This is a genomic window from Pseudomonas sp. PS1(2021), from assembly GCF_020405165.1.
GTDB lineage: Bacteria > Pseudomonadota > Gammaproteobacteria > Pseudomonadales > Pseudomonadaceae > Pseudomonas > Pseudomonas aeruginosa.
In genome coordinates, this window is sequence record NZ_CP084484.1 from 6028899 (window position 1) to 6054436 (window position 25538).

Sequence of the window (25538 nt, forward strand, 5' to 3'; positions counted from 1 at the left end):
GCCTACCTGCATCGAGGCCCTTTCCTTGGAAAACCTTGCTTAACCTCGCCGGGCCCCTACCCGCCAAGGAGTAACGATATGGACATCCGCAGCCCGCTGAACCAGTGCATCGCCCTGTCCCTGGCCGGCATCCTGTTCCTCAACCCGATCGTCGCCGCGGCGGCGGGGCTGGCGCTGGACAAGGCCGCCGGCGGCAACACCGGCCTGGGCCAGGCGGGCAACGGCGTGCCCGTCGTCAATATCGCCACGCCCAACGGCGCCGGGCTGTCGAACAACCATTTCCGCGACTACAACGTCGGCGCCAACGGGCTGATCCTCAACAACGCCACCGGCAAGACCCAGGGTACCCAGCTCGGCGGGATCATCCTCGGCAACCCCAACCTCAAGGGCCAGGCGGCGCAGGTGATCCTCAACCAGGTCACCGGCGGCAACCGCAGCACCCTGGCCGGCTACACCGAGGTGGCCGGGCAGTCGGCGCGGGTGATCGTCGCCAACCCGCACGGCATCACCTGCCAGGGCTGCGGCTTCATCAACACGCCGCGCGCGACCCTCACCACCGGCAAGCCGATCATGGACGGCCAGCGCCTGGAGCGCTTCCAGGTGGACGGCGGCGACATCGTCGTCGAAGGCGCCGAACTGAACGTCGGCAACCTCGAACAGTTCGACCTGATCACCCGCAGCGCCAAGCTCAACGCCAAGCTCTACGCGAAGAACCTCAACATTGTCACCGGCCGCAACGACGTCCAGGCCGACAGCCTGCAGGCCACGCCGCGCGCCGCCGATGGCAGCGAGAAGCCACAGCTGGCGATCGACAGCTCGGCGCTGGGCGGGATGTACGCCGGGGCGATCCGCCTGGTCGGCACCGAGCAGGGCGTGGGGGTGAGGCTGGCCGGCGACATGGCCGCCAGCGGCGGCGACATCCGCATCGACGCCAGCGGCAAGCTGAGCCTGGCCCAGGCCTCCAGCCAGGGCGACCTGAAGATCGCGGCCCAGGCCGTGGAGCTGAACGGCAAGACCTACGCCGGCGGCAGCGCCGAGATTCGCAGCGCGGAGGAACTGCTCAACCGGCAGAGCCTGGCGGCGCGCGAACGCATCGCGCTGGAGGCGGCGCATATCGACAACGCCGGGGTGATCGAAGCCGGCGTCGAGCCAGACGAGCGGCGCAACGCGCGCGGCGACCTCGAGCTGCGCAGCGGCACCCTGCGCAACGCCGGCAGCCTGGTGGCCAGCCGCGCGCTGGAAGCGAAGGCGAGCCAGGCGCTGGACAACCAGGGCGGCAGCCTGAAGGGGGCGACCGTCCGGGTCGACGCCGGGCACCTGGACAACCGTGGCGGCAAGCTGCTCGCCGAGGGCGAACTGCGGGTCGAGGCGAGCAGCCTGGACAACCGCCAGGACGGCCTGTTGCAGAGCCGTGACCGCGCCGTGGTCAAGACCCGTGGCGATCTCGACAACCGTGGCGGCCAGGTGATCGGCCTGAACGACCTGGAGGTCGGCGCGGCGACGCTCGACAACGGCCAGCAAGGCCTGCTCGGCAGCCAGCAGTCCACCCGCGTCAGCGCCCAGGCGCTGGTCAACCGGGGGGACGGCGAAGTCTCCGGCAAGCGCGTCGAGGCCCGCGTCGGCAGCCTCGACAATCGCGGCGGCAAGCTGATCGGCGACGACCTGCTGGTGGTCGCCAGCGGTGCCATCGACAACCGCCTCGGCTTGTTCTCCGCGGCCAACCGCCTCGACCTGCGGGCGCGCAGCCTGGACAACAGCGGCAAGGGCACGCTGAGCAGCCGGGGCGGCCTGGAGGTCAGCCTCGGCGGCCTGCTGGACAACCGCGATGAAGGCAACCTGCTCAGCCAGGGCGCGCAGCGCGTGACGGTGGGGCAACTGGACAACCGCGCCGGCGGCCTGCTGTCGAGCCGCAGCGAGTTGAACGTCCACGGCGCCAGCCTGGACAACCGTGGCGGCGTGCTGGTGGCCGACGCTGGCCTGAGCGCCACGGGAGGCGCCTTCGACAACCGCGACGGCGGCAGCGCCAGCGGCAAGGCTGGCGTGCGCGTGGAGGTCGCCAGCCTGCGCAACGACCAGGGTGGCAAGCTGCTCAGCGATGGCCGCCTGGACCTCGCAGCGAACGCCGTCGGCAACGCCGGAGGGCGTATCGCCGCCAAGGGCGACCTGCAGGCGACGCTTGGCAGCCTGGCCCAGCAAGGTGGCGAACTGGTCAGCGAAAAGACCCTGAAGGTCGCGGCCGACACGCTCGACAACAGCCAGTCCGGGCTGATCGCCGCGAATGGCGGCATCGCTATCGAGGCGCGGCAGGTCGACAACCGCGCCGGCGAGATTTCCAGCACCTCGAAGGTCGCCGTGAACGCCCGCGAGCAACTGGACAACCGCGGCGGCAAGGTCATCGGCGACAGCGGCCTGCGCCTCACCGTGCAGCGCCTGCTGAACCAGGCCAAGGGGTGCTGGCCGGGCGCGACGGCCTGAGCCTGGACGGCGGCGAACTGTTCAACGGCGACGGCGGGCGGCTCGACAGCCAGAACAGCCTGAGCGTGAGCCTCGGCGGCGTGCTGGACAACCAGGGCGGCGCGCTGGTCAGCGAAGGCAGCCTGACGGCGCGCGCCGCGCGCCTGGACAACCGTGGCGGGACCTTCTCCAGCGCCGGTGCGCTGGCGCTGACCAGCCAGGCCGCGCTGGACAACCAGGGCGGCAGGCTGCTCAGCGATGCCGGCGTGACGCTGCAGGGCGCCAGCCTCGACAACAGCCGTTCCGGCGTGATCAGCGCCAAGGGAGCGGTGGATATCCGCACCGGCGTACTGGACAACAGCCGCAACGGCGGCATCGGCAGCAACGCCGGCATCACCCTGGTGGCCGCCCGGCTGGACAACGGCCAGCAGGGCCGGGTCAGCGCCAAGGGCCTGCTCGACGCCAACCTGAAAGGCCTCGACCAGCGCGGAGGCGGCGTCCTGGTCAGCGAAACCGGCGTCACCCTCGACCTCAATGGCGGCACGCTGGTCAACCGCGACGGCGGCCTGATCGCCACGCCCGGCGCGCTGCTGCTGCGCCAGCTCGGCGCGGTGGACAACGGCGCCGGCGGGGAAATCTCCAGCGACCGCGCTTTCACCCTCGCCGCCGCCAGCCTGGACAACCGCGGCGGGCGCCTGATCGGCGCCGACAGCCTGACCCTGCGCATCGCCCAGGCCCTGGACAACAGCCTGGGCGGGGTGATCTCCGGCGCCGCCGGCCTGGACATCGCGGCCGCTCGCCTGGACAACAGCGCCAAGGGCACCCTGGCCAGCCGCGCCGGCATCGACCTGCGCGTCGACGGCGCGCTGGACAACCACGCCGAAGGCACCGTCTCCGGCGCCCGCCTGACGCTCGCCAGCGCCTCGCTGGACAACAGCGGCAAGGGCCTGCTCTCCGGCAACGCCGGCCTGAGCGTCGTCACTGGCGCGCTGGACAACGCCGAGGGTGGCCAGTTGATCAGCCAGGGCGTGCTGGACGTCAGCAGCGCCGACCTCGACAACCGTGGCGGCGCCCTCAGTGGCAAGCAGTCGCTGCGCCTGAGCGCCGCCAACCTGGACAACCGTGGCGGCCTGCTCACCAGCGACGGCGAACTGGAACTGACGGCAGGGCGCGTCGATTCCGCCGACGGCGGCGAAATCTCCGCCCGGGGCGACCTGCGCCTGACGGTCGAGCGCCTGGTGCAACGCCAGGGCCGGCTGGTCGGCGAGCGCGGCGTCAGTCTCGACCTGCGGGGCGGCGACCTGGACAACCAGGGCGGCCTGATCAGTGCCCGCGGCCCGCTGAGCATCGAGCGGCTGAACGTCCTCGACAACCGCCAGGGCGGCGAGATTTCCAGCCAGCAGGGCTTCGAGCTGCTGGCCAGGCGCATCGACAACGGCCAGCAGGGGCGCATCATCAGCGCCGGGAAACTGCGCCTGGACGCCGACGCGCTGGGCAACGCCGGCGCCGGCCTGCTCTCCGGATGGCAGGGCCTGACGGTGACAGGCGGGAGCCTGGACAACAGCGCCGGCGGCACCCTTTCGAGCAAGGACGGCGAGCTGGCCATCAGCCTCGGCGGCGCGCTGGACAACCACGGCCAGGGCGCGCTGGTCAGCAAGGGCGCGCAACAGATCGACGCCGCCAGCCTGGATAACGCCCAGGGCATCGTCTCCGGCGAAAGCGACGTGACCCTGAGCATCGCCGGGAAGCTGGACAACGGCCAGGGCGGCCTGGTCTCGGCGCAGCGCGCGCTGAGCTTCGAGCGCGACGATACGCTGCTGAACAACGCCGGCGGCCGGATCAACGGCGGCAGCCTGCTGCTCAAGGGCGCCAGCCTGGATAACAGCGACGGCCAGTTGATCAGCCAGGGCCGGCTCGACGCCATCCTCGGCGGCGCCCTGGTCAACACCGGCGCGGCGCGCCTGGCCAGCGGCGGCGACCTGCTGCTGCGCAGCGCCAGCGTCGACAACCGCGGCGGCAAGCTGGTCAGCCAGGGGCTGCTGGAGATCAGCGCCGGCAGCCTCGACAACAGCGCCTCCGGCACCCTCGCCAGCCAGGCCGGCATGAGCCTGCGCCTGGGCGGCGGTGCCCTGCGCAACCAGCAGGACGGCCTGATCTTCAGCCAGGCCGGCGCCCTCGACGTGCAGGCTGGCAGCCTGGACAACCGCCAGGGCACGCTCCAGGCCCAGGGCGACAACCGGCTGCGTATCGGCGGCGCGCTGGACAACCAGGGCGGCCGCCTGGACAGCCGGGCCGGCAACCTCGACCTGCAGAGCGGCAGCCTCGACAACGGCGCCGGCGGCGTGCTCAACAGCGCCAAGGGTTGGCTGAAGCTGGTCACCGGGCTGTTCGACAACAGCGCCGGCGTTACCCAGGCGCAGTCGCTGGAGATTCGCGCCGGGCAAGGCGTACGCAACCAGCAGGGCCATCTCTCGGCGCTGGGCGGCGACAACCGCATCGTCACCGCCGACTTCGACAACCAGGGCGGCGGCCTCTACGCCAGCGGCCTGCTCAGCCTCGACGGCCAGCGCTTCCTCAACCAGGGCGCGGCGGCGGGCCAGGGCGGCAAGGTCGGCGCCGGGCGCATCGACTTCAGCCTGGCCGGCGCGCTGGCCAACCGCTTCGGCCAGTTGGAAAGCGAAAGCGAGCTGCACCTGCGCGCCGCCGCGATCGACAACAGCGGCGGCAGCCTGCGCGCCCTTGGCCGCAGCGGCAGCACGCGGCTGGTCGCTGGCGACCTGAACAACGCCTACGGCGTGCTGGAAAGCGCCAACCAGGACCTCGACCTGCAACTGGGCAGCCTGGCCAACGCCGGCGGGCGCATCCTCCACACCGGCAACGGCACCTTCGGCCTGGATTCCGGGCAGGTGATCCGCGCCGGCGGCGAACTGACCACCAATGGCCTGCTGGACATCCGCGCCAGCGAATGGACCAACAGCAGCGTGCTGCAAGCCGGACGCCTGAACCTGGACATCGGCACCTTCCGCCAGACGGCCGAGGGCAAGCTGCTGGCGGTGCAGTCCTTCACTGGCCGCGGCGGCGACTGGAGCAACGACGGCCTGCTGGCCAGCGACGGCAGCTTGCGCCTCGAGCTGAGCGGCGGCTACCGTGGCAACGGCCGCGCCACCAGCCTCGGCGACTTCGCCCTGAACGCCGCCAGCCTCGACCTCGGCAATGCCGCCAGCCTCGCCGGCGGCGCCAATGTCACGCTCGGCGCCGGCAACCTGCTGGTCAACCGTGGGCGGATCACCGCCGCCGGCGACCTCGTGGCCAGCGCCGCGAGCCTGAACAACTACGGCACCCTGGGCGGCGGCGGCAACCTGCGATTGAACGCGCCCGCCCTGCTCAACGAGCGCGGGTTGCTGTTCAGTGGCGCCGACATGACCCTGCGCGCCGGCGACATCACCAACCTCTACGGGGATGTGTACAGCCTCGGCAGGCTGGATATCGCCCGCGACGATGCCGGCAACCGTGCCGCCAGCCTGCGCAACCTTTCCGGGGTGATCGAGAGCGGCAAGGACTTCAGCCTGCGTGCCAGCCTGATCGAGAACCGTCGCGCCGTGCTGGAAAGCAAGTCGGGCCTGTACACCGCGAAGATGGAGCAGACCGCCTGCATCGAAGGCGTCAACGCGGGCGACTGCAGCGGCAAGCGCAACGCCATCTGGACCATCACCCAGCGCGACAAGACCGAGGTCACCGCCAGCAGCGCCATGGGGCAACTGCTGGCCGGAGGCGACTTCGCCATCGACGGCGGCACCCTGAACAACCTTTCCAGCCTGATCGGCAGCGGCGGCAACCTCACCGCCAACCTCGAAGTCCTCGACAACCAGGGCCTGGAAACCGGCGAGCTGGAAACCATCCGCGTGCTGCGTACCGCTCGCGGCGGCGATATCGGCGGCATCGACCAGAAGTCGCGCAACTTCACCAACCTCTACTGGTACCAGAGCGCCAATTTCGACCCGGCGCGCGCGGGCGAGATTCCCGCCGCGCTCAACGCGATCCTCAGCGACTGGTCCTTCGAGTACGAATTCCCGAGCAAGGGACCGACCCCGATCAGCAGTGGCGACCAGTCCTACGCAGCGGTGATCCAGGCCGCCGGCGACGTCACGGTCAATGCCAGCACGCGCATCGACAACGGCGTCACCCGCCCCGGCTACACCTTCGTCGGCAGCGGCCGCCAGGTGGGCGACAGCGCGGTGGGCGGCAGCGGGGTTTCGGTGGTCGTGCCGCTGACCTCGCAACTGCCGCCCGACCTGGCGCGGCGCCAGGTCAACCCGGTTACCCTGCCCGGCTTCAGCCTGCCCCAGGGCGACAACGGCCTGTTTCGCCTCAGCTCGCGCTTCGCCGAGGACGGCAACGGCAGCGCCGCGCTCGGTGCCGGCGCCGACCTCACCCAGGGCGGCAGCGGCGTCTCGGTCGGCCAGCAGGGCGCCGGCAACGTCGCCGGTACCTGGCAGGGCCAGGGCGTGCGAGTCGACGGCCTGGCTGGCGCGGCCAACGTCCAGGGTCAGGGCGGCAGCACGCTCGGCGGTAGCCTGCCGGGCGTCGCCCGGGTCCAGGGCGTGCCCGGCAACGCCACGCCGAGCGCTAGCCACAAGTACCTGATCGAGACCAACCCGGCGCTCACCGAGCTGAAGCAGTTCCTCAACTCGGACTACCTGCTCAGCGGCCTGGGCATGAACCCGGACGATAGCAAGAAGCGCCTCGGCGACGGTCTCTACGAGCAGCGGCTGATCCGCGACGCGGTGGTGGCGCGCACCGGCCAGCGCTACATCGACGGGCTGAGCAGCGACGAGGCACTGTTCCGCTACCTGATGGACAACGCCATCGCTTACAAGGACAAGCTCCAGCTGCAACTGGGCGTGGGTTTGAGCGCGGAGCAGATGGCGGCGCTGACCCACGACATCGTGTGGTTGGAAGAGGTCGAGGTGAACGGCGAGAAGGTCCTCGCGCCGGTGGTCTACCTGGCCCAGGCGGAGGGTCGGCTGGCACCCAACGGTGCGCTGATCCAGGGCCGCGACGTGAAGCTGGTGAGCGGCGGCGACCTGCATAACGTCGGCACCCTGCGCGCGCGGAACGACCTCAGCGCGACAGCCGACAACCTCGACAACAGCGGCCTGATCGAGGCCGGCAAGCGCCTCGACCTGCTCGCCGGCGACTCGATCCGCAACCGCCAGGGCGGGGTCATCGCCGGGCGCGACGTGAGCCTCACCGCGCTGACCGGCGACGTGATCAACGAACGCAGCGTGACCCGCTACGACAGCGCGCTCGACGGCCGCACCTGGGAACGCAGCTTCGCCGACAGCGCCGCGCGGGTGGAGGCGGCGAACAGCCTGAACGTCCAGGCCGGACGCGACATCGCCAACCTCGGCGGGGTGCTGCAGAGCCGCGGCGACCTCAGCCTCGACGCCGGACGCGACGTCACCGTCGCCGCCGTCGAGGACCGCCAGGGCCAGACCCGCTGGAACACGTCGCGGCTACAGAGCGTGACCCAGCTCGGCGCCGAAGTCAGTGCCGGGCGGGACCTGAACGTCAGCGCCGGGCGCGACCTCAGCGCAGTGGCCAGCGCCCTCGAAGCGCGCCGCGACATCGCCCTCTCCGCCGGGCGCGACGTGACCCTGGCGGCGGCGGCGAACGAGGAGCATGCCTACAGCAAGACCAGGAAGGTCACCTACCAGGAAGACAAGGTCGCCCAGCAAGGCACCCGCGTGGATGCCGGCGGCGACCTGGCGATCAATGCCGGACAGGACCTGCGCCTGATCGCGAGCCAGGCCAGCGCCGGCGACGAGGCCTACCTGGTGGCCGGCGACAAGCTGGAACTGCTGGCCGCCAACGACAGCAACTACTACCTGTACGACAAGAAGAAGAAAGGCGACTTCGGCCGCAAGGAAACCCGGCGCGACGAAGTCACCGACGTCAAGGCGGTGGGCAGCCAGATCAGCAGCGGCGGCGACCTCACCCTGCTCAGCGGTGGTGACCAGACCTACCAGGGCGCGAAGCTGGAATCGGGCAACGACCTGGCCATCGTCAGCGGCGGCGCGGTGACCTTCGAGGCGGTAAAGGACCTGCACCAGGAAAGCCACGAGAAGAGCAAGGGCGACCTGGCGTGGCAGTCGTCGAAGGGCAAGGGCCAGACCGACGAAACCGTGCGCCAGAGCCAGATCGTGGCCCAGGGGAATCTGGCGATCAAGGCCGTGGAAGGGCTGAAGATCGACCTCAAGCATATCGACCAGAAGACCGTGAGCCAGACCATCGACGCGATGGTGCAGGCGGATCCGCAACTGGCGTGGCTGAAGGAGGCCGAGCAGCGCGGGGATGTGGACTGGCGCATGGTGCAGGAGGTGCACGATAGCTGGAAGTACAGCAACTCGGGGTTGGGGGCTGCGCCGTCACTGGCCATTGCCATCGTTGCAGCTGCTTACCTCGGCCCGGTGTATGGCGCAATGGCCAGCAACCTCGCCATTGGCACCATCAACAATGGCGGTGACCTTGGCAAGGGGCTGCAACAGGCCACCAGCGCTGACAGTCTGAAAGGGTACGCCATCGCAGCGGCCACGGCTTATCTCGTCAGCCCGCAGTTGGACAAGGCATTCGGCGTATCCAGTGACAACATCAACAAAGTCACCAAAGGATTCAAGCTCAGCACAGTTGAGGGAATCGGTGGATTTGCTGCCTACAGCATTGCCCAAGGCTTTGCTCAATCGGTCATGCAGCAGGCCGCCTATGGCGGCAGCTACATCGACAACCTCGGTAATGCCATGGCAGGTCAGGCGCGCAACCTGGGAATGGCGGTAGGTTTCAATTTCATTGGCGACTCGGTCAAATACCCTGATGGCAGCCCGCCGAAAATCATGGCTCACGCCCTGATGGGAGGTCTGCTGGCCGAAGCCTCCGGCAGTGACTTCAAGACTGGAGCGGCGGCCGCTGGTGCCAACGAGGCCATGATCAACCTCCTTGGGAAAATGGTAGGTGGCGATCAAAACCTCGAACTGATGGCCTCGCAACTCGTTGGCGTAGCCGCGGCAAGTGCGGTCAATGGCGATGTGAGTCTGGGCGCCGAGATCGCCAAAAGCGGGACGGCGTACAACCGGCAGCTACACCCAGATGAAATCAAATTCGCATCGGATGTGGAGCGCGTCAAACGTTATGCCCAGGAAAATGGGCTGAGCGAGGACACCGCCCGCAAAGAGCTTCTCAGCACGGCCGCCATGATGGTGGACAATGGCTGGAACCAGGCCTTGGCCGGCACAGACATCAACGCTGCCCGGGCTGCTCAGTATCTGCGTACGGAGCTGGGCACAGGCCCGGACAGCAATCTCTTCCAGGTGACCCAGGCTGACTACTACAACGAGCGGGTGGGGCTGACGGCGCTATTCAAGAACAAGGAGGCCCTGACCAGCGTTCTGGAAAACATAGCCCTAGCGAATCCCGCGAGCTATACGAGGGACCCCGCGAACCGTGCGGAAGTGCTGAATGCCAAAGGTGAAGGTAGCCAAGCGGGCTTTGGGCTGGCACTGGAAGGGATCGTCAGCGCGCCTTCAAAAACTGCCTTGTGGTTGATGGGTGCGCTAACCTGTTCAAGCTGTGCGGAGCGGGATATCCAGAACGCTTGGAACTCGGTTGCCTCGTTACCTGAAGACATCCGTATGAAAGGCTATCTGGATGCCTTGCACACCATGCAAGGCCAGGGTGCCAGCGTGGTGCGGGACAACGCCGCGAGTTCGACTGCATTGGGAGTTGAGGTTGGGCTGGCCATTGATGGAGGGTTGGCAGGGGCAGGCAAGGGCGTCGTTACGGATGGTCCGAAAGGAATACTTACACTGAAAGATTTTCCTGATGTCTCTACCAAGATAAGCCAGAAGCAGCTTCGCCATATTGCTGGAACACAGCAGCTTGAGGCACGGGGAGGCGGTGGTTTCTTAAACAGTGTCTCTGATGCTCAAAAAGTGCTTGATGCCTACCATACCGGCCAAGTGAAAATCCTAGGGAGAAATGCTCAGGGATTCCCAGTAGTCAAGTTTGAGGGCGTTACTGGAACTAACGTTAATCTCGGTGTTGGTATAACTGATCAGGCAACCAATGTATTTATTATCAAGGGCACAAAGAGTCCAAGTATTGTCCCTACAAATCCAAACTGGAGTCCCAAATGAGTAGCCAGCCAACGTTGGAAGAATGGAATTTTCAAGTGTTAATGCTAATTCAAGCGTTGGTAGGTGCGATATCTGCCAATTTTAGAATGATTGCATTGTTATGGGATGGCGATGAGTGGGTATTGAGATTTTATCTTGAAGAGAGCAACGAAGAGGACGTTGAGGAGATTGAGGATGTTGTTTGCCAATATACGGCATATCAGGGCTCTAGTTTGAGATGCAGGTCTGAGTTGATCGTGGGGCGTGAACGCCTTCCGGGGCTTTCGGAGGTGGGTAGGGTTGTATACCGTCGCAGAGAGTCTTTTGATATTTAGTTGGGGCAAAAGGTAGCTCCGGCGCAGAAAGTGCTATCAATCAAGGCAGGCTTAATTCTCAGCTCCTGTCTGAGGAGGTTGCGAATGGCCACGCGTTCCAGAAACATTTAGTCGAACGGCAAGAGTTTGTTGATCTTGCGCCAACAGCATAAAGGGGACAGATTTATTTTCCCTACTCTAATTTTCTAAGCAGGGAGGCTCCAGTGCAGACGCCGTAAGGAGGCTCCGCGATGCCTAGGCAAGGGCGAGTGGTTTTACCGAATTATCCGCTTCACGTGGTCCAGCGGGGACACAATCGGCAAGTGGTATTCGCCGAGGACGAGGACTACCAGCGTTACCTCTCCGATCTACGGGACCTCAAGGATGCCTTTGGTATCAAGGTCTACGCATTTTGCCTGATGACCAACCATGTCCATCTGCTCTTGGCGCCTGGTGATTCGCTGTCTGGCTTGGCGCAACTGATGAAAACGCTGGCGGCGCGCACGACACGATATCGGAATCGCTTGGAGGGCCGTTCCGGAACGTTGTGGGAAAGTCGCTATAACTGGCGTGTTGCCGGTACATCGAACTGAACCCTATTCGGGCGCGGATGGTGGACGATGTGGCGGCCTATCCCTGGTCAAGTTATGGGCTGCAGAGCATAAAGGGGACAGATTTATTTTCCCTACTCTAATTTAAAGGAGATAAAACATACACGTTCTACTCAAGATCAAAAACTACGGGGCTACCTTCTGCGGAACTAAAGATAGGTGGAAATAATAAGAACAATATTGCTGTAAAGATTCGTTTTGAAAATCCTTAGGGGTGTAATATGAATAGTTCCTGTCAGCATGTTTTATGTGGTTTGATGGACTTTTCAAAGAAGCTTCCAGATAATGTTGTTAAGGTAAAGAAAGGGATGGCATTTTTTGTTGAGAGATCGGCTCTATATAGTTTGAGTATTTTAAAATTGTTATTTTTTGTTAGCGTTAATTGTGGTGCGAAAAAAATATTTTTCTGCTTTTTGGTAGCCCAAAAAAATAAATTTGAGATCTCCTCGGTTTATGAGGTTGATCTGCTTGAAGTTAATTTTACTGAGATAGAGAATAGGCTGTTTTCTTTATATGAAGAGCATGTTTTAGTTGGAGAGGTAGGTAGAATAGTAGCTTTTTCAGATATGGTCTCATGGGTTCTGTATGAAGAGGTTTTAGAAGAGATAGGGGTTTTGGTTATGTTGGATGAAACGAGATCTGTATATTCGAATTTTGATTTTGGCGAGTTCGTTAGTAGAGAGTTTATGATGGAGCAGGCTGATTTGGGTTTATACCGTAAAGAGTACGTAGATAAACTTATTTCTAATTATTAACATAAAGGAAGAGTTTTTATTTTCCCTATCCTAACTTCTGAACACGGAGGCTCCAGCGCAGGCTCCGTCAAGGGGGCGACATGCCTAGGTAAGGGCGCATGGTTTAGCGAGTTATTCGCTTTGGGTTCGGCGTGGGCGCAGTCGCCGAAACTAGAGTAGTAAAAATAAATCTGTCCCTTTTTCTCAAGCAAAGCCGACAGTCAATACGCTATGCATGAGTTTGTTGGTGGTTGCTGGTTTGTTTTTGAAGGCGCTCACTTTTCAAAAAGGATAACTAATGAATATACAGATGGTCGAGAAGAGTCTGCTGGAAATAAAGTGATTCAAGAGTTTGGTTCCCGTTCTTGTATTGATGCTCTTTCCAGAGAGTATTTGTTAGAGGGGGTTCTCGAAGTTCAGCCGGGGCCGGGCTGGATGCTTTGGTATATTTATGCGAAGTCATTTCACATTGAGATTCCAGACGTTTGAAGCCCCCCGGTTCTCGCCCGGGATAGAGAACAAAGGGGACAGATCTATTTTCCCTGCTCTAATTTTCTAAGCAAGGAGGCTCCAGCGCAGACGCCGTAAGGAGGCTCCGCGATGCCTAGGCAAGGGCGAGTGGTTTTACCGAATTATCCGCTTCACGTGGTCCAGCGGGGACACAATCGGCAAGTGGTATTCGCCGAGGACGAGGACTACCAACGCTACCTCTCCGACCCTCAAGACCTCGAGGATGCCTTCGGTATCAAGGTCTACGCATTTTGCCTGATGGCCACCCATATCCATCTGCTCCTGGCGGCTTGCCGGCCCTCCTTTCTACTGCTCCGTCGCACAGCGCCCCAATGTACTAGTACACCGGAAACCGCCGTCTCCCGTTGAACGGGCGGGCCCCGGCCCCCTACCATTCGCAGCACACCGACCCGCGCAAAGGGAGCGGGATGCCGCGTAGGCAGGCCGCCATGGAAGGAGAAGCACATATGCCGGTACTGGCTCTGAGACTCACCGCCCTGGCGGCCCTTGCGATCAGCGTGTCGGGGTGCGTCATGGAGGCCTATGGCAGTCGCGCGCGTAGCGATGCGCAATCCTGGATCGGCTTGCCAATCCAGGACGTGATCAAGCGCTTCGGCGAGCCGGAACGCGTGACGGGGGATGCCGCCAGGCAGAAGTACGTGTGGAAGGAGTACGAGAACTATAGCCACGACTACGACTACACCTACTACGAGCAGGGCCATGGCAATACGCCCAACAGCTCGGTCCTGAACCAGAAGACCGGCACGGCCAACCAGAGCGGCTATTACACCTGCATCTACGAATTCTTTGCCGACGCCTCGGGCCGGGTGGTCGATGCGACCGCGCGGGGTGAGTGCCGCTAGTTCCAGGCGCTCTTCACGCCGCAAAGGGCGATTGGCTCAGCCAGCCACCGCCTTGTCTCCGACCTCGCAGAGACGCCTCAGTCCAGCGCGGAGGCGTCCCCTCCCCTCGCTCCGCCGTGATCGCCAGGCCGCCCTGCCTCACCCGGGTCCTGGTCCGGTCCTCGAAACCCGGCCGTTGCAGCCAGTAGCCGCGCAGGTTGATGCGGGGCGCCAGGCGGTTGCCGTCGCGTTCGTCCAGCGGCGCTCCGGGGTTTCCCCGGCGCCTCACAACAGGATCAGCAGCGCTCCTATCAGCAGCCCCGCCAGGCTGAAGGGTAGCGTTTGCAGGGCCAGCCGCTTGCCGCCCACCAGCACGACCAGGCCGGCCTTGACCAGGCTGTTGCTCAGGGCGGCAAGGGCGATGCCGCGGCTGGCCACGCCTGGATCGAGTTCGCCCTGCGCCGCGCGGGCCAGGGACAGGGTGATCGCGTCGACGTCGGCGAGGCCGGAGAGCAACGCGACCGCATAGATGCCGGCGTCGCCGAACAGCCGCCGGCCGACCTCCACCAACAGCAGGATCGCGCTCAGCAAGGCGGCGAAACGCATGGCCGGGAGCAGTTCGAAGGGGTTGCGCAGGCCTGGCTCGTCGGGCGCCTCCTGGCTGGCGCGGCCGCCGCGCAGGGCGTGGAACAGCGTGCCGCCAAGGTAGACGAGGGTGGTGGCGGCGAATGGCAGGGCCAGCTCCTTCAGCAAGGCCGGGTGGATCGCGCCGATCTCGACAAGGATGCGCGGGAACATCAGCGCCGAGGTCGCCAGCAGGGCGCACGCCAACAGGGCGTCGGGCATGCGCTCGCGCAGGCGCGCCAGGGTCAGGGTCATCACCGTGGAGGACACCAGGCCGCCGAGCACCGCGGTCAGCAACAGGCCCTTGCGCGAGCCGATCAGGCGGATGGCCAGGTAGGCGGAGAAACCGAGGGCGGCGATCAGCACCACCATCCACCAGGTCAGGTAGGGATTGAAGAACGCCCAGGGACCATAGCCCTGGTTGGGCAGCACCGGCAGCAGGACCACGGAAATGAACAGCAGCTTGAGGGTGCCCGATAGCTCCTCGGCGGTCAGGCGCTTCAGCAGGGCGTGGAGCTTGTCCTTGAGGCTCAGCAGCAGGGTCAGCACGATGCCGCCGGCGGCAGCCAGCAGGCGCTGTTCGGTGAGGGCGAGGCTGCCGAGGAGGAAGGTCATCAGCAGGGCGATCTCGGTGGTCATGCCCTGGTCGCCGCCACGCCTGACATCGCTCACGTAGCCGGCCACGGCCAGCGCCGCGAGGGCCAGCAGCAAGGCTACCCAGACTGCGCTGCCCAGTTCGCCCGCGAGCAGGGTGGCGAAGCCGCCGAGCAGGCCGGCCAGGCTGAAGGTGCGGATTCCGGCGATCTGCCGCGCATCTTCGTGGTCGCGCTCCTGCCAGCCGCGCTCGGCGCCGATCAGGAGGCCGATGGCCAGGGCCGTGCACAGGCTCAACAACAGATCCAGGGAAAGCGTCATGCTCGATTCCATTCGCCGGGAGAGAGGATGGCGACGTGCCTGTGCGCACCATAGCAGCAGACGACCCCGAGGCGCCCGCACGGCGGTGCGCCGTCCACCAAGAGCCCGTCGCTGCCGCCGATATCCATCGGGTTCTCCGCCCCGGTGTAGGCGCACGGGAGCTGGCGTAGGGAAAGTCCGCTGTTTTTCGGCCGCTGACGGTTCTCTTTCCGCGTGCTCCGACGGCCGCCAACAGTAAAAAAACCACGGCCAATCCTGATAGGCGGAGGGGCGCCTCGTTCCTAGACTGGCGGGGAAACATCAGGAGACGTCAATCATCATGCATATTCAATCATCTCAGCAGAACCCGTCTTTCGTGGCTGAGTTGAGCCAGGCCGTGGCCGGGCGCCTGGGACAGGTCGAGGCCCGCCAGGTGGCCACTCCCCGGGAGGCGCAACAACTGGCCCAGCGCCAGGAAGCACCGAAGGGCGAGGGCCTGCTCTCCCGCCTGGGGGCCGCCCTCGCGCGTCCCTTCGTGGCGATCATCGAGTGGCTGGGCAAACTGCTGGGGAGCCGTGCCCACGCCTCCACCCAGGCGCCGCTCTCCCGTCAGGACGCGCCGCCTGCCGCCAGTCTCTCGGCCGCCGAGATCAAGCAGATGATGCTGCAAAAGGCACTGCCCCTGACCTTGGGCGGACTTGGCAAGGCGAGCGAGCTGGCGACTTTGACAGCGGAGAGGCTGGCGAAGGATCACACGCGCCTGGCCAGCGGCGACGGCGCCCTGCGCTCGCTGGCCACCGCCCTGGTCGGGATTCGCGATGGCAGCCGGATCGAGGCTTCCCGTACCCAGGCTGCCCGCCTGCTCGAACAGAGCGTTGGGGGGATCGCGCTGCAACAGTGGGGGACCGCGGGCGGTGCCGCCAGCCAGCATGTACTCAGCGCAAGCCCGGAGCAACTGCGCGAAATCGCCGTCCAACTGCATGCGGTAATGGACAAGGTCGCCCTGTTGCGCCACGCGGTAGAGAGCGAGGTAAAGGGCGAGCCTGTCGACAAGGCGCTGGCGGATGGCCTGGTGGAGCACTTCGGGCTGGAGGCGGAGCAGTACCTCGGCGAACACCCGGACGGGCCGTACAGCGATGCCGAGGTGATGGCGCTCGGTCTTTATACCAACGGCGAGTACCAGCACCTGAATCGTTCCCTGCGTCAGGGACGGGAGCTGGATGTGGGCCAGGCGTTGATCGACCGGGGCATGTCTGCCGCGTTCGAAAAGAGCGGACCGGCTGAACAGGTCGTGAAGACCTTCCGCGGCACCCAGGGCAGGGATGCCTTCGAGGCGGTGAAAGAGGGCCAGGTCGGCCACGACGCCGGCTATCTCTCCACCTCCCGGGACCCCAGCGTTGCCAGGAGCTTCGCGGGCCAGGGCACGATAACCACCCTGTTCGGCAGATCCGGGATCGATGTCAGCGAGATATCGATCGAGGGCGATGAGCAGGAGATCCTCTACGACAAGGGGACCGACATGCGCGTGCTTCTCAGCGCCAAGGATGGGCAGGGTGTGACCCGTCGGGTGCTCGAAGAGGCCACGCTGGGGGAACGGAGCGGCCACGGCGAGGGACTGCTCGATGCCCTGGACCTGGCAACCGGGACGGATCGTTCAGGCAAGCCCCAGGAACAGGACCTGCGCCTGAGAATGCGCGGCCTCGACCTGGCCTGACCGGTCGACGGCAGAGACGGACACTCCCAAGGGGTGTCCGTTTTCATTTGCGCCGTACAGCGTCGGGCGCAATGGGCGGCAAGGAGGCCTGCCTGGCTGCCACCGGTTGGTGGCGGACACCGGTGCCCGGCGTCCCACCTCGATCCTGCGAACGAGACGCAGTCAGAATTCTCCGAGTATGCTTCCTGCATAACGAAACGATCGGAATAACTGTGGTAACTTTGCCGCCCACCGAGATGGCCTATTGATGGCTCATACGGTTCGTGCATCGCTTCCCGCACGATTGTTTCGGATTTCCAAGGCCGGCCGGGAGCGCCGGTTGATCGACGCATTCGTATTTCAAGGAAAGAAATCGTGGCCACCCCATTTCGCCCCTCGCCTTGGCGCGCCGCCGTGCCGCCTGGCCTTCCTCGATTTTCACTACGCCCTCTTTTCCGCACACGGGTCGGCTAGAAGCCGCTCCGCGTCGATAGCGTTTTTTTCCAGGAGAACCCCATGAGTCACAGCGCCAAGAAAGCACTACTGCCGCTCCTCGCCGTCGCCACCCTGGCCGGCCTGGCGGGCTGCGCCACCGAGACCTCCACCGCGTTGCCGGTACAGCAGGTCGAGAGCGTCAACCGACCCTACAGCGGCGTGCGTTCGCCGATTGCGGTAGGCAAGTTCGACAACCGCTCCAGCTACATGCGCGGGATCTTTTCCGATGGCGTCGACCGCCTCGGCGGCCAGGCCAAGACCATTCTCATCACCCACCTGCAGCAGACCAATCGCTTCAACGTGCTGGACCGCGACAACATGAGCGAGATCCAGCAGGAAGCGGCGATCAAGGGCCAGGCCCAGCGCCTGAAGGGTGCCGACTACGTGGTGACCGGCGACGTCACCGAGTTCGGCCGCAAGGAAGTCGGCGACCGCCAGCTGTTCGGCATCCTCGGCCGCGGCAAGTCGCAGATCGCCTACGCCAAGGTGGCGCTGAACATCGTCAACATCTCTACCTCGGAGGTCGTCTATTCGACCCAGGGCGCTGGCGAGTACGCCCTGTCCAACCGCGAGGTGATCGGCTTCGGCGGCACCGCCAGCTACGACTCGACCCTCAACGGCAAGGTTCTCGACCTGGCCATGCGCGAGGCGGTGAACAAGTTGGTCAACGCGGTCGATAGCGGCGCCTGGAAGCCACAGAACCAATAATCCACCAGAAACCAGGGAATCACGGCACACATGAGCAAGACGATCACATGGACGGCGGCGCTGCTGGGGAGCATGGCGCTGGCCGGGTGCAGCGGACCGAAGACGCTGTACCAGTGGGAGGGCTACCAGGCCCAGGTCCACGAATACTTCAAGGGTGAATCCAAGGAGGCCCAGGCGCAGGCGCTGGAAGCCGACCTCGAGAAGATCCGGGCGAAGAACGGCGCGGTGCCGCCGGGCTACCACGCCCAGCTGGGGCTGCTCTATTCCAGCATCGGCAAGGACGACCAGATGGTCCGCGAGTTCGAGACCGAGAAGGCGCTGTTTCCCGAGTCGGCGACCTACATGGACTTCCTCCTGAACAACGCCCGTGGAGGTGCCCGTTGAAACTCGCCCGACTGTCCGGCCTGGTGGCCGGTTTCACCCTGCTGGCCCTGCTCGGCGGCTGCGCGCCGACCAAGAGCGTCGATTACTCGGCGTTCAAGCAGGCCAAGCCGCGCTCGATCCTGGTCCTGCCGCCGCTGAACGAGTCGCCCGACGTGAAGGCGACCTACAGCATGCTCTCGCAGGTCACCTTCCCGCTGGCCGAGGCCGGCTACTACGTGGTGCCGGTGGCGCTGGCCGACGAGACCTTCCGCCAGAACGGCCTGACCAGCGCCGGCGACGTGCACCAGGTGTCCCCGGCCAAGCTGCGCGAGATCTATGGCGCCGACGCGGCGCTGTACGTCACGGTGAGCGACTACGGCACGCGCTACATGGTGATCAGCAGCGCGACCATCGTCACCGCCAGCGCCAAGCTGGTCGACCTGCGATCCGGCACCACCCTGTGGACCGGCTCGGCGACCGCCTCCAGCGAGGAAGGCAACGGCGGCAACAACGGCGGCCTGGTGGGCATGCTGATCACCGCGGCGGTCAAGCAGATCATCAACAGTTCGGTGGAGGACGCCGGTTATCCGATCGCCGGGATGACCAGTGCGCGCCTGCTCTCGGCCGGCCAGCCGGGCGGACTGTTGTACGGCCCGCGCTCGCCGAGGTACGGCAGCGACTGAGCCGTGCGCCAGGGCTACGGGGACGTCTCCGTGGCCTCGGCGCAAGCCGCCGGGAGGGGCTTGGCCGCTGCGTTGCGCTTGGCCATGTACTGGCGGATCAGGTCGTCGAGCAACGCCCGGATGGCGCGCCGCTCGTCCAGCCGCAGGCGGCCGATGGCCTCGAACTGCAGGCGCAGGTCTTCCGGTAGCGCCTGCCGCTCGCTGCGCTCGCAGACCAGCCAGTCGAGGGGCACCGCGAAACGTCCGGCGATGGTTTGCAGCACCACCAGCGACGGGTGCCCGCCCTTGGTTTCGAAGTGCCGCAACTGGCTCACGGTGACGCCCAATCGCTCGGCCATCTGCCGTTGGGTCAGGGCGTTCTGCTGGCGTAGGCGTAGGAGATTCTGCGCGAAGCTCATGGAAAACTCTCCAAGTCAGGGGAAATCCTTGCCACCGCCCCGGTGATGCGGGCGATGGCGGTTGTCTCCATCATCGGCGTTCGCACTCTTTGACTCTGCCCTACCGTTCCGGCGCGGGCCTGGGAAAGCTCCGGGTCGTGAGTCCGAGGTTTCCCCGCGTGCCGCCTTTTTCGATTCAGTAGAGGCTGAAGCGACGGGCTACCGTCCCGTTGGCCTACGTCGGCGGCAGTTTGGCTCCGCGGCGAAGCGATAGGACGCGAGGGCCTTGCGCCTGGCGAGGACTAGTCCGCTTGCGCCCCCTGCGCCAGGGCGTTGCCGACGCCCACCAGCAGCGCCCGGGTCTGCGCCACGATGGCGCTGCGGTAGGCCTCGTAGCGGGCGTCGCTGATGGCGTTGTCGTTGCGCGCGCCGCCGCCGCTCGCCGGTACGCCGGTGTAGTAGTTGTTCATCACCGGGACATGGATGTGCCCGGCGGGAATCTCCAGGCGGAACGCGTCGCGCAGCACCGTGTTGCGGTAGGCGCTCTCGTTGGACAGGTAGTCGCCGCCACCGCCGTTGCGCGCGCAGATCCGTCGGTTCGGCGGGAGCACCAGGGAGGGATCGGGCATGGCGTTCATCACCCCGTTGGTCGGCACGTTTTCGGTGCGCGGGTTGGCGCAATCGGGGAAGAAGTCGTAGTTGGTGTGCCAGGTGACGTCGAAGCCTTCCGCGGCCTGGCTGGTAGCGCCCGGCGGCCGCTCGATGCCGCGCCAGGTATCGGCGGCGAGCAACTGGCGGACCGGCAGCGAGGCCTTGGAGAACTGTGCCGGCAGGTTCTGCCGCCAGCGGCTGGCGCTGTCGTAGCCGAGCCAGCGGCGCGGCGGGTTGATATTGCAGCCGGAGCCCCGCAGGGAAATCGGCGCGGTGCCGGGATTGGTCACGCTGCCCAGGGGAAGCACGTAGTTGGGCAAAGCGCTGTCGGCGGGGCAGTAGACGATGCCGTCGTTGCCGGCGGAGGAGCCGTGGAAGCGGCCGTTCCAGGCCTCCAGCCAGAACTGGTTGGCGCCGCCCTGGCTGATGGTGATGGAGGCGTCGACCCGGCGCGGGCCTGGGCGGAACCAGGGGCCCAGGGTGTCTTCCTGCATGCCGCGGTTGAACGGGTCGTAGCTGACCGGCAACAGGTAGGCCTCGATACGCAGCAGGCTGCCGTCGGCCAGCCTGAACTCGCGGCCGTCCAGCGCAAGGGCGGTGGCGCCCGAGGGGTTGCCGTTGCGCAGGCCGGTGTTCGCCGTCCCGGGAGTGCCCAGGGTGAAGACGTCGAAGCCGCTGATGATCATCCGCCGGTAGCGCGAGCCGTCGGCGGCGTAGCGGCGCGGCAGGTCGATGTCCAGCTGTCCGCGCGAGGCGCGTTCGAAGCGCCATTGCAGCGCCTGGGCCTGGGCCTTGCCGAGGTGGAAGGATGGCGCCCACTGGCGCAGGGTGCGGGTCATGTAGAGGCGCGTCCAGTAGAGCATGCGGTCATCGCTGGCCGGCAGCGCGCCGGCGGGAATGGCGCGGCGACCCTGGGCCCGGTCGACGGCGGCGCGCCACAGCGCGCGGCCCTCTTCGGTGACCAGCTTCAGTGCCTTGGCGTAGCTGCTGACCGGGGTGCGGCCGTCGGCGGCGCACAGGCGCTTGGCGAAGGCCGGTTCGAAGCCGTCGAAGCCGGCGCCCTTGACGATGCGCTCGGCCAGCGGCGTCTGGTCATGGGTGACGACGTTGGCGCCGCTGAACGGCAGCGGCGTGTCGAGCCGGCGCTCCTCGTAGGACAACGCTGCCTCGCGGTTCCAGGAGCAGGCGACGCTGGGCGGTTTGCGGGCGCCGGCGAGGTCGCCGTTGGCGGCCCAGCCGGCGCCGGGCAGCAGGGCTGCCGAGACGGCCAGGGCGAAGAGGGAGTATCGGCTTGCGTGAGGGGCGTAGCGCATCGGGTGGACTCCTGTTCTTGTTCGGTTCATGGGTCGATCGGTGCGGCGGGCGGAGCGCGGGCGAGCGGCGCCCGCCGGCGGCGGGGGCCGGGACCGACGCAAGGTGCGTCGCGGGTTGCTGCGGTGGCGGACGCGAGGGCGGTGCTAGGGGGCGCGTGTCGCCGGTAGACGGAGGCGCGCGGAGGGAGGGTTGCGGGACGACGCGGAGGCGTCTGGGAAAGTCAGGTCCTTTGCCATGGATGCACCGATCGTTGTTCTTGCTGTTGTGGGGCGTCGGTGGGTGCACGGCCGGACTTCGCACCCGTGCGGCATTCTTGGAGGCGCCGGCGCGGTGCGTCCAACGAATTTATGTGGCCGCCGGGGATAGGAAAAGTTGATGGCGAACCGGTGCCGAAGCCCCCTGTCCCGGTACTTTCGCTGGCGCTGCGGCAATCCACCGCACTGGCGCGTTCGCTCGGGCTGGTCTTTGCTCTCCGGGGTCCGGCGGCTCGCCGGCGAGTCTTGCGGTGCGCCGCGAGCGGACGGGCGTTCGGTCCTTCTGCAGGCAAATGCCCTTGTTTTCGGAGAAGGACACGGATCGTTGATCGCTGTTTCGACCAAGGAGGTCAGATGAAAAGGAAGATGCTGGCGGCTTCGCTGCTGCTGTGGATGTTCTCGCTGACGGCGCAGGCGGACTGCGCGGTGCTCGGGCCGGGGAAGATCCCTGCGCGGGCCCGGTGCTGGGACCGACCGTCTGCGAGTGCCCGTGATGACCGACTGTACCCTCGACCAGGGACAGGGAGCGTTCGATTACCAACCAGGAGGTTGCAAATGAAGAAAGTACTGTTGGCTGTGTTCCTGCTCTGTGGCTTCTCTCTTACCGCCCAGGCCGCGTGCCCGGTTTTCGGCCCGTCCGAGGACCCGTGCAGCGGGCCGGTGTTCGGTCCGTCGACCTGCGAATGCCCTTGAGGTAGGTCGTCTGGCGGGCCCGGTGCAGCGGGCCCGCTTCCGGATGGATCGCTCGCTCGAAGTTGCCTTCTTTAATTCTCCATTCCCCGCGCCGCCCTACTTTTCCCGCTCGTCCATCGTCGCGTCGAACGTTGCCACGAAATCAGCGTCGATGGACAACTCTTATATTCAATAGTTGTACGATCTGAGTTTGTTGTAGTCATTTGCTTAGTTGGCTATTCATATGATTGCCGTAAAGCAATTATAAGTTTAATTGGATTGGCCTTCTAAGTCTTTGGAAAGAGCCGTGAACGACCCTGTAATATCTGGTTGTAGAGCCGCGTAATGATGTTTCAGGATATTTCATTAATTTTGTAGATTATTGTTTTTCCTTTGTTTTTTTAAAAACAGCTACCAGATTTAGATAGATATTAATTAACTCGGCCACGTTTTTTCCTGTTCTATCATTGGCCTTCCTTGGGCGCAGGCCTGCCGAAACTGATTATCTTCAGGTCCTCGAAAAGTTCATACATCGACCGCCTTGGGCGAAGCATTCGTACGCCGGAAATCTGTCCGGCCGCACGGGTGTTTTCAGCATGTTCTCTGGATGAGTTTCCCGATAAACATAAATTAGAGGAGTTTCCCTATGTGCGGTCTCGCGGGTTGGGTGGATTACACGCGCAAGCTCGACGACGAATTTCCGGCGATCTTCGCCATGACCGATACGCTCGCCTTGCGCGGGCCGGATGCCGAGGGCATCTGGAAGCACCGCAACGCCCTGCTGGCTCACCGGCGGCTGGCGGTCATCGACCTCAGCGGCGGCGTGCAGCCGATGTCCTATCGCTTCCCCACCGGCCAGGAGGTCACCCTCGTCTACACCGGCGAGGTGTACAACCACGATGCCCTGCGCGAGCGGTTGCGCCGGGCCGGACATGAGTTCCGCACCCGCAGCGATACCGAGGTGGTCCTGCACGCCTATCTGCAATGGGGCGAGCGTTGTTGCGAGTACCTGACCGGGATGTTCGCCTTCGCCGTCTTCGATGGCCGCGACGGCCACCTGCTGCTGGTGCGCGACCGCCTGGGCATCAAGCCGCTGTATTACGCGCGGCACCGCGAGGGACTGCTGTTCGGCTCGGAGATCAAGTCCATCCTGGCGCATCCGGAATTCGCCGCCAGGCTCGACGCGGTCGGCCTGGTCGACCTCCTGACGCTGTCCCGGGGCACTTCGCAGACGCCGTTCCGCGAGGTCCAGGAACTGCTGCCCGGCCACCTGCTGTCCTGGCGTCCCAATTCCCAGGCGAAGTTGCGCCGCTACTGGGAGGTGCGCCGCCAGGAGCATGCCGACGACCTGCAGAGCACCGTGCAGCGCACCCGCGAACTGGTCACCCGCGCCCTGGGGGCGCAATTGCACGCCGACGTTCCGGTGTGTTCGCTGCTATCGGGTGGGCTCGATTCGACCGCCCTGACCGGCATCGCCCAGCGCATCGCGAAGGCGGAGCACGGCGGCGACATCAATTCGTTCTCGGTGGACTTCGTCGGCCAGGCCGAGCAGTTCCGCAGCGACGACCTGCGTCCCGACCAGGACCAGCCGTTCGCCCTGCTGGCCGCGCAGTACATCGGCAGCCGTCATCGCACCGTGCTCATCGACAATGCCGAACTGGTCTGCGAACGAGCGCGCGAAGAGGTATTCCGGGCCAAGGACGTACCTTTCACCTTCGGCGACATGGATACCTCGCTGCACCTGATGTTCTGCGAGATCCGCCGGCATTCCACGGTGGCCATCTCCGGTGAAGGCGCCGACGAGCTGTTCGGTGGCTACGGCTGGTTCCGCGATCCGCAGGCGGTGGCTGCGGCGCGCTTCCCCTGGGCCTCCAGGGTGCGCCTGCCGGCCGGCTTCATCGACGCCGGTTTCAACCGCCGCTGCGATCTCCTCCAGTACCAGCAGGCCAGCTACGACGATGGGCTGCGCCAGGTCGAACACCTGGCCGGCGACAGCCCGGAGGAGCGGCGGATGCGCGAGTTCAGCCACCTGCATCTGAAGCGCTGGATGGTGCTGCTGCTCGAACGCAAGGATCGCCTGAGCATGTGCAACGGCCTGGAGGTGCGGGTGCCCTACACCGACCATGAGCTGGTGGAGTACGTCTACAACGTGCCCTGGTCGATCAAGAGCCGGGACGGCGAGGAGAAGTGGCTGCTCAAGCGGGCCTGCGCCGACTATGTCCCGGAAGCCGTGCTCAAGCGCCGCAAGAGCCCTTATCCGACTTCTGCCAACCTCGGCTACGAGCGTTTCCTGCGCGGGAGCGTGCGGCGCCTGCTGGAGGACGCGGTGAACCCGGTGTTCGGCATCGTTTCGCGAGAGTTCCTGGCCGCCGAACTGGAGCATCCGGAGGGGTACTTCAACACCCAGGTGAGCCGCCACAACCTGGAGACCGCACTGGCGCTGGAAGGCTGGCTCAGGTTGTACGGGCTCTCCGCCTGAGCGTGACGCGGGGCGTGGCGGGTTCGGGCTGCTGTCCGGCCCGCCGGCGTCTTCAGGCGTCGGGCATTTCGCCGCGTTCGCCGAGCCCCACCGGCATGCCTTCCACGCCGGCATGGAACAGCAGGGCTTCCACCGGTTCGGCCCCGGCTATCAGGCGATGGATGATGTTCATCAGGCAACCCGCCGCCTCGGCTTCCAGCACCCGCGTGCTCTGGGCTCCGTCGCGGGTCTCCAGGCGCAGTTCGCCCTTGAGCACGTAAAGCGCGCTGGGCATCGGATGGACCTGCCAGTCCAGGCGTTCGAGGGCGGCCAGGCTCAGGCGCTGCACGGTGAGCTGCGGCTGGCCAAGGGGATAGCCGAGGTAGAGCGAGCCGTTCCAGGCGCAGCCGCTGCGCAGCAGGGTTTCGCGGTGCGGACTGGTTGCGGCCGGGAGGTCGCGGCTGGGTGGGAACACATGCACGTGGCTGGGGCGAAGGTCCATCGGGCGTCCTGCGCTTGTCGGTATTTTTCCTCAGTCAAGCCGGCTTTCACCGCCTGCTCCACTGCCGCTTCTGCTAGGCGGCAGCGGGCCATCAACGTTCGAGGCTCGTCTGCAGGCTGCTAGGCCATGTTGCGGTGCGCCTTGCCAGTGCTTCCGGTTTCGAGAGGACATCTGTTCCCTGCCTGCACTGGTATATGCTTGAACACTGAATATTCGT

The 25538-nt window shown here is 65.3% G+C and carries 14 protein-coding genes and 4 pseudogenes; 14 read left to right on the top strand and 4 right to left on the bottom strand.

Annotated features, from left to right (window positions below; genetic code table 11):
* Positions 1–78: 78 nt before the first annotated feature.
* From LE197_RS28690 to LE197_RS28720, 7 genes and pseudogenes are all read left to right on the top strand, one after another.
* A pseudogene (locus LE197_RS28690) lies at positions 79–9401 on the top strand (DUF637 domain-containing protein); the annotation flags it as partial.
* Between the two features lie 1238 nt (positions 9402–10639).
* Positions 10640–10957, top strand: coding sequence for a hypothetical protein (locus LE197_RS28695; protein ID WP_019485604.1), 318 nt, complete (start codon positions 10640–10642; stop codon positions 10955–10957).
* 230 nt (positions 10958–11187) lie between these two features.
* Positions 11188–11597: pseudogene (locus LE197_RS28700) on the top strand (transposase); the annotation flags it as partial.
* Positions 11598–11768: 171 nt separating this feature from the next.
* Positions 11769–12302: a hypothetical protein gene (locus LE197_RS28705; protein WP_169311240.1), complete on the top strand. Its 534-nt coding sequence runs from the start codon at positions 11769–11771 to the stop codon at positions 12300–12302.
* 210 nt (positions 12303–12512) lie between these two features.
* Complete coding sequence (locus LE197_RS28710) at positions 12513–12770, top strand: hypothetical protein (protein WP_126624655.1); 258 nt, start codon at positions 12513–12515, stop codon at positions 12768–12770.
* Positions 12771–12881: 111 nt separating this feature from the next.
* Positions 12882–13079 (top strand): annotated as a pseudogene (locus tag LE197_RS28715) (transposase); the annotation flags it as partial.
* A 179-nt stretch (positions 13080–13258) separates the two neighbouring features.
* Positions 13259–13654, top strand: a complete 396-nt coding sequence (locus LE197_RS28720) for a hypothetical protein (protein ID WP_003083536.1) — start codon at positions 13259–13261, stop codon at positions 13652–13654.
* Between the two features lie 264 nt (positions 13655–13918).
* Here LE197_RS28720 and LE197_RS28725 read toward each other — a convergent pair whose 3' ends face one another.
* Positions 13919–15328 carry an MgtC/SapB family protein gene (locus LE197_RS28725; protein WP_413247417.1) on the bottom strand — a complete coding sequence of 470 codons (1410 nt, stop codon included), beginning with the start codon at positions 15326–15328 and terminating at the stop codon, positions 13919–13921.
* Positions 15329–15491: 163 nt separating this feature from the next.
* Here LE197_RS28725 and exoT point away from each other — a divergent pair, with 163 nt between their 5' ends.
* The 4 genes from exoT to LE197_RS28745 all read left to right on the top strand — a co-directional run bounded on the left by exoT (position 15492) and on the right by LE197_RS28745 (position 19093).
* A complete protein-coding gene (gene exoT, locus LE197_RS28730) occupies positions 15492–16865 on the top strand; it encodes a T3SS effector bifunctional cytotoxin exoenzyme T (protein WP_033937956.1) in 1374 nt (457 codons plus the stop codon).
* A 495-nt stretch (positions 16866–17360) separates the two neighbouring features.
* The gene (locus LE197_RS28735; protein ID WP_003111706.1) at positions 17361–18047 is read left to right on the top strand and encodes a CsgG/HfaB family protein; all 687 of its coding nucleotides are present in this window, start codon (positions 17361–17363) and stop codon (positions 18045–18047) included.
* A gap of 30 nt (positions 18048–18077) precedes the next feature.
* Entirely contained in the window at positions 18078–18431 is a 354-nt protein-coding gene (locus tag LE197_RS28740) for a DUF4810 domain-containing protein (protein WP_003083569.1), read from the top strand.
* Positions 18428–19093: a DUF799 domain-containing protein gene (locus tag LE197_RS28745; protein ID WP_003083573.1), complete on the top strand. Its 666-nt coding sequence runs from the start codon at positions 18428–18430 to the stop codon at positions 19091–19093. Before LE197_RS28740 ends, LE197_RS28745 begins: the two co-directional genes overlap by 4 nt.
* Before the next feature lie 14 nt (positions 19094–19107).
* Here LE197_RS28745 and LE197_RS28750 read toward each other — a convergent pair whose 3' ends face one another.
* On the bottom strand, positions 19108–19491 hold the full coding sequence (locus LE197_RS28750) for a helix-turn-helix domain-containing protein (protein WP_003104304.1): 384 nt from the start codon (positions 19489–19491) through the stop codon (positions 19108–19110).
* 281 nt (positions 19492–19772) lie between these two features.
* Positions 19773–21434, bottom strand: a complete 1662-nt coding sequence (locus LE197_RS28755; protein ID WP_003118561.1) for a hypothetical protein — start codon at positions 21432–21434, stop codon at positions 19773–19775.
* A gap of 609 nt (positions 21435–22043) precedes the next feature.
* On the opposite strand from LE197_RS28755, the pseudogene LE197_RS28760 reads away from it, so the two are divergent.
* From LE197_RS28760 to asnB, 3 genes and pseudogenes are all read left to right on the top strand, one after another.
* Positions 22044–22183 (top strand): annotated as a pseudogene (locus tag LE197_RS28760) (PA0050 family protein).
* 61 nt (positions 22184–22244) lie between these two features.
* Positions 22245–22382 (top strand): PA0050 family protein, encoded by a 138-nt coding sequence (locus LE197_RS28765; RefSeq protein WP_003083584.1) that lies wholly within the window; start codon positions 22245–22247, stop codon positions 22380–22382.
* 625 nt (positions 22383–23007) lie between these two features.
* On the top strand, positions 23008–24840 hold the full coding sequence (gene asnB / locus LE197_RS28770) for an asparagine synthase (glutamine-hydrolyzing) (protein ID WP_057386728.1): 1833 nt from the start codon (positions 23008–23010) through the stop codon (positions 24838–24840).
* A 52-nt stretch (positions 24841–24892) separates the two neighbouring features.
* Here asnB and LE197_RS28775 read toward each other — a convergent pair whose 3' ends face one another.
* Positions 24893–25321 carry a cupin domain-containing protein gene (locus LE197_RS28775; protein WP_226033777.1) on the bottom strand — a complete coding sequence of 143 codons (429 nt, stop codon included), beginning with the start codon at positions 25319–25321 and terminating at the stop codon, positions 24893–24895.
* Positions 25322–25538: the final 217 nt, after the last annotated feature.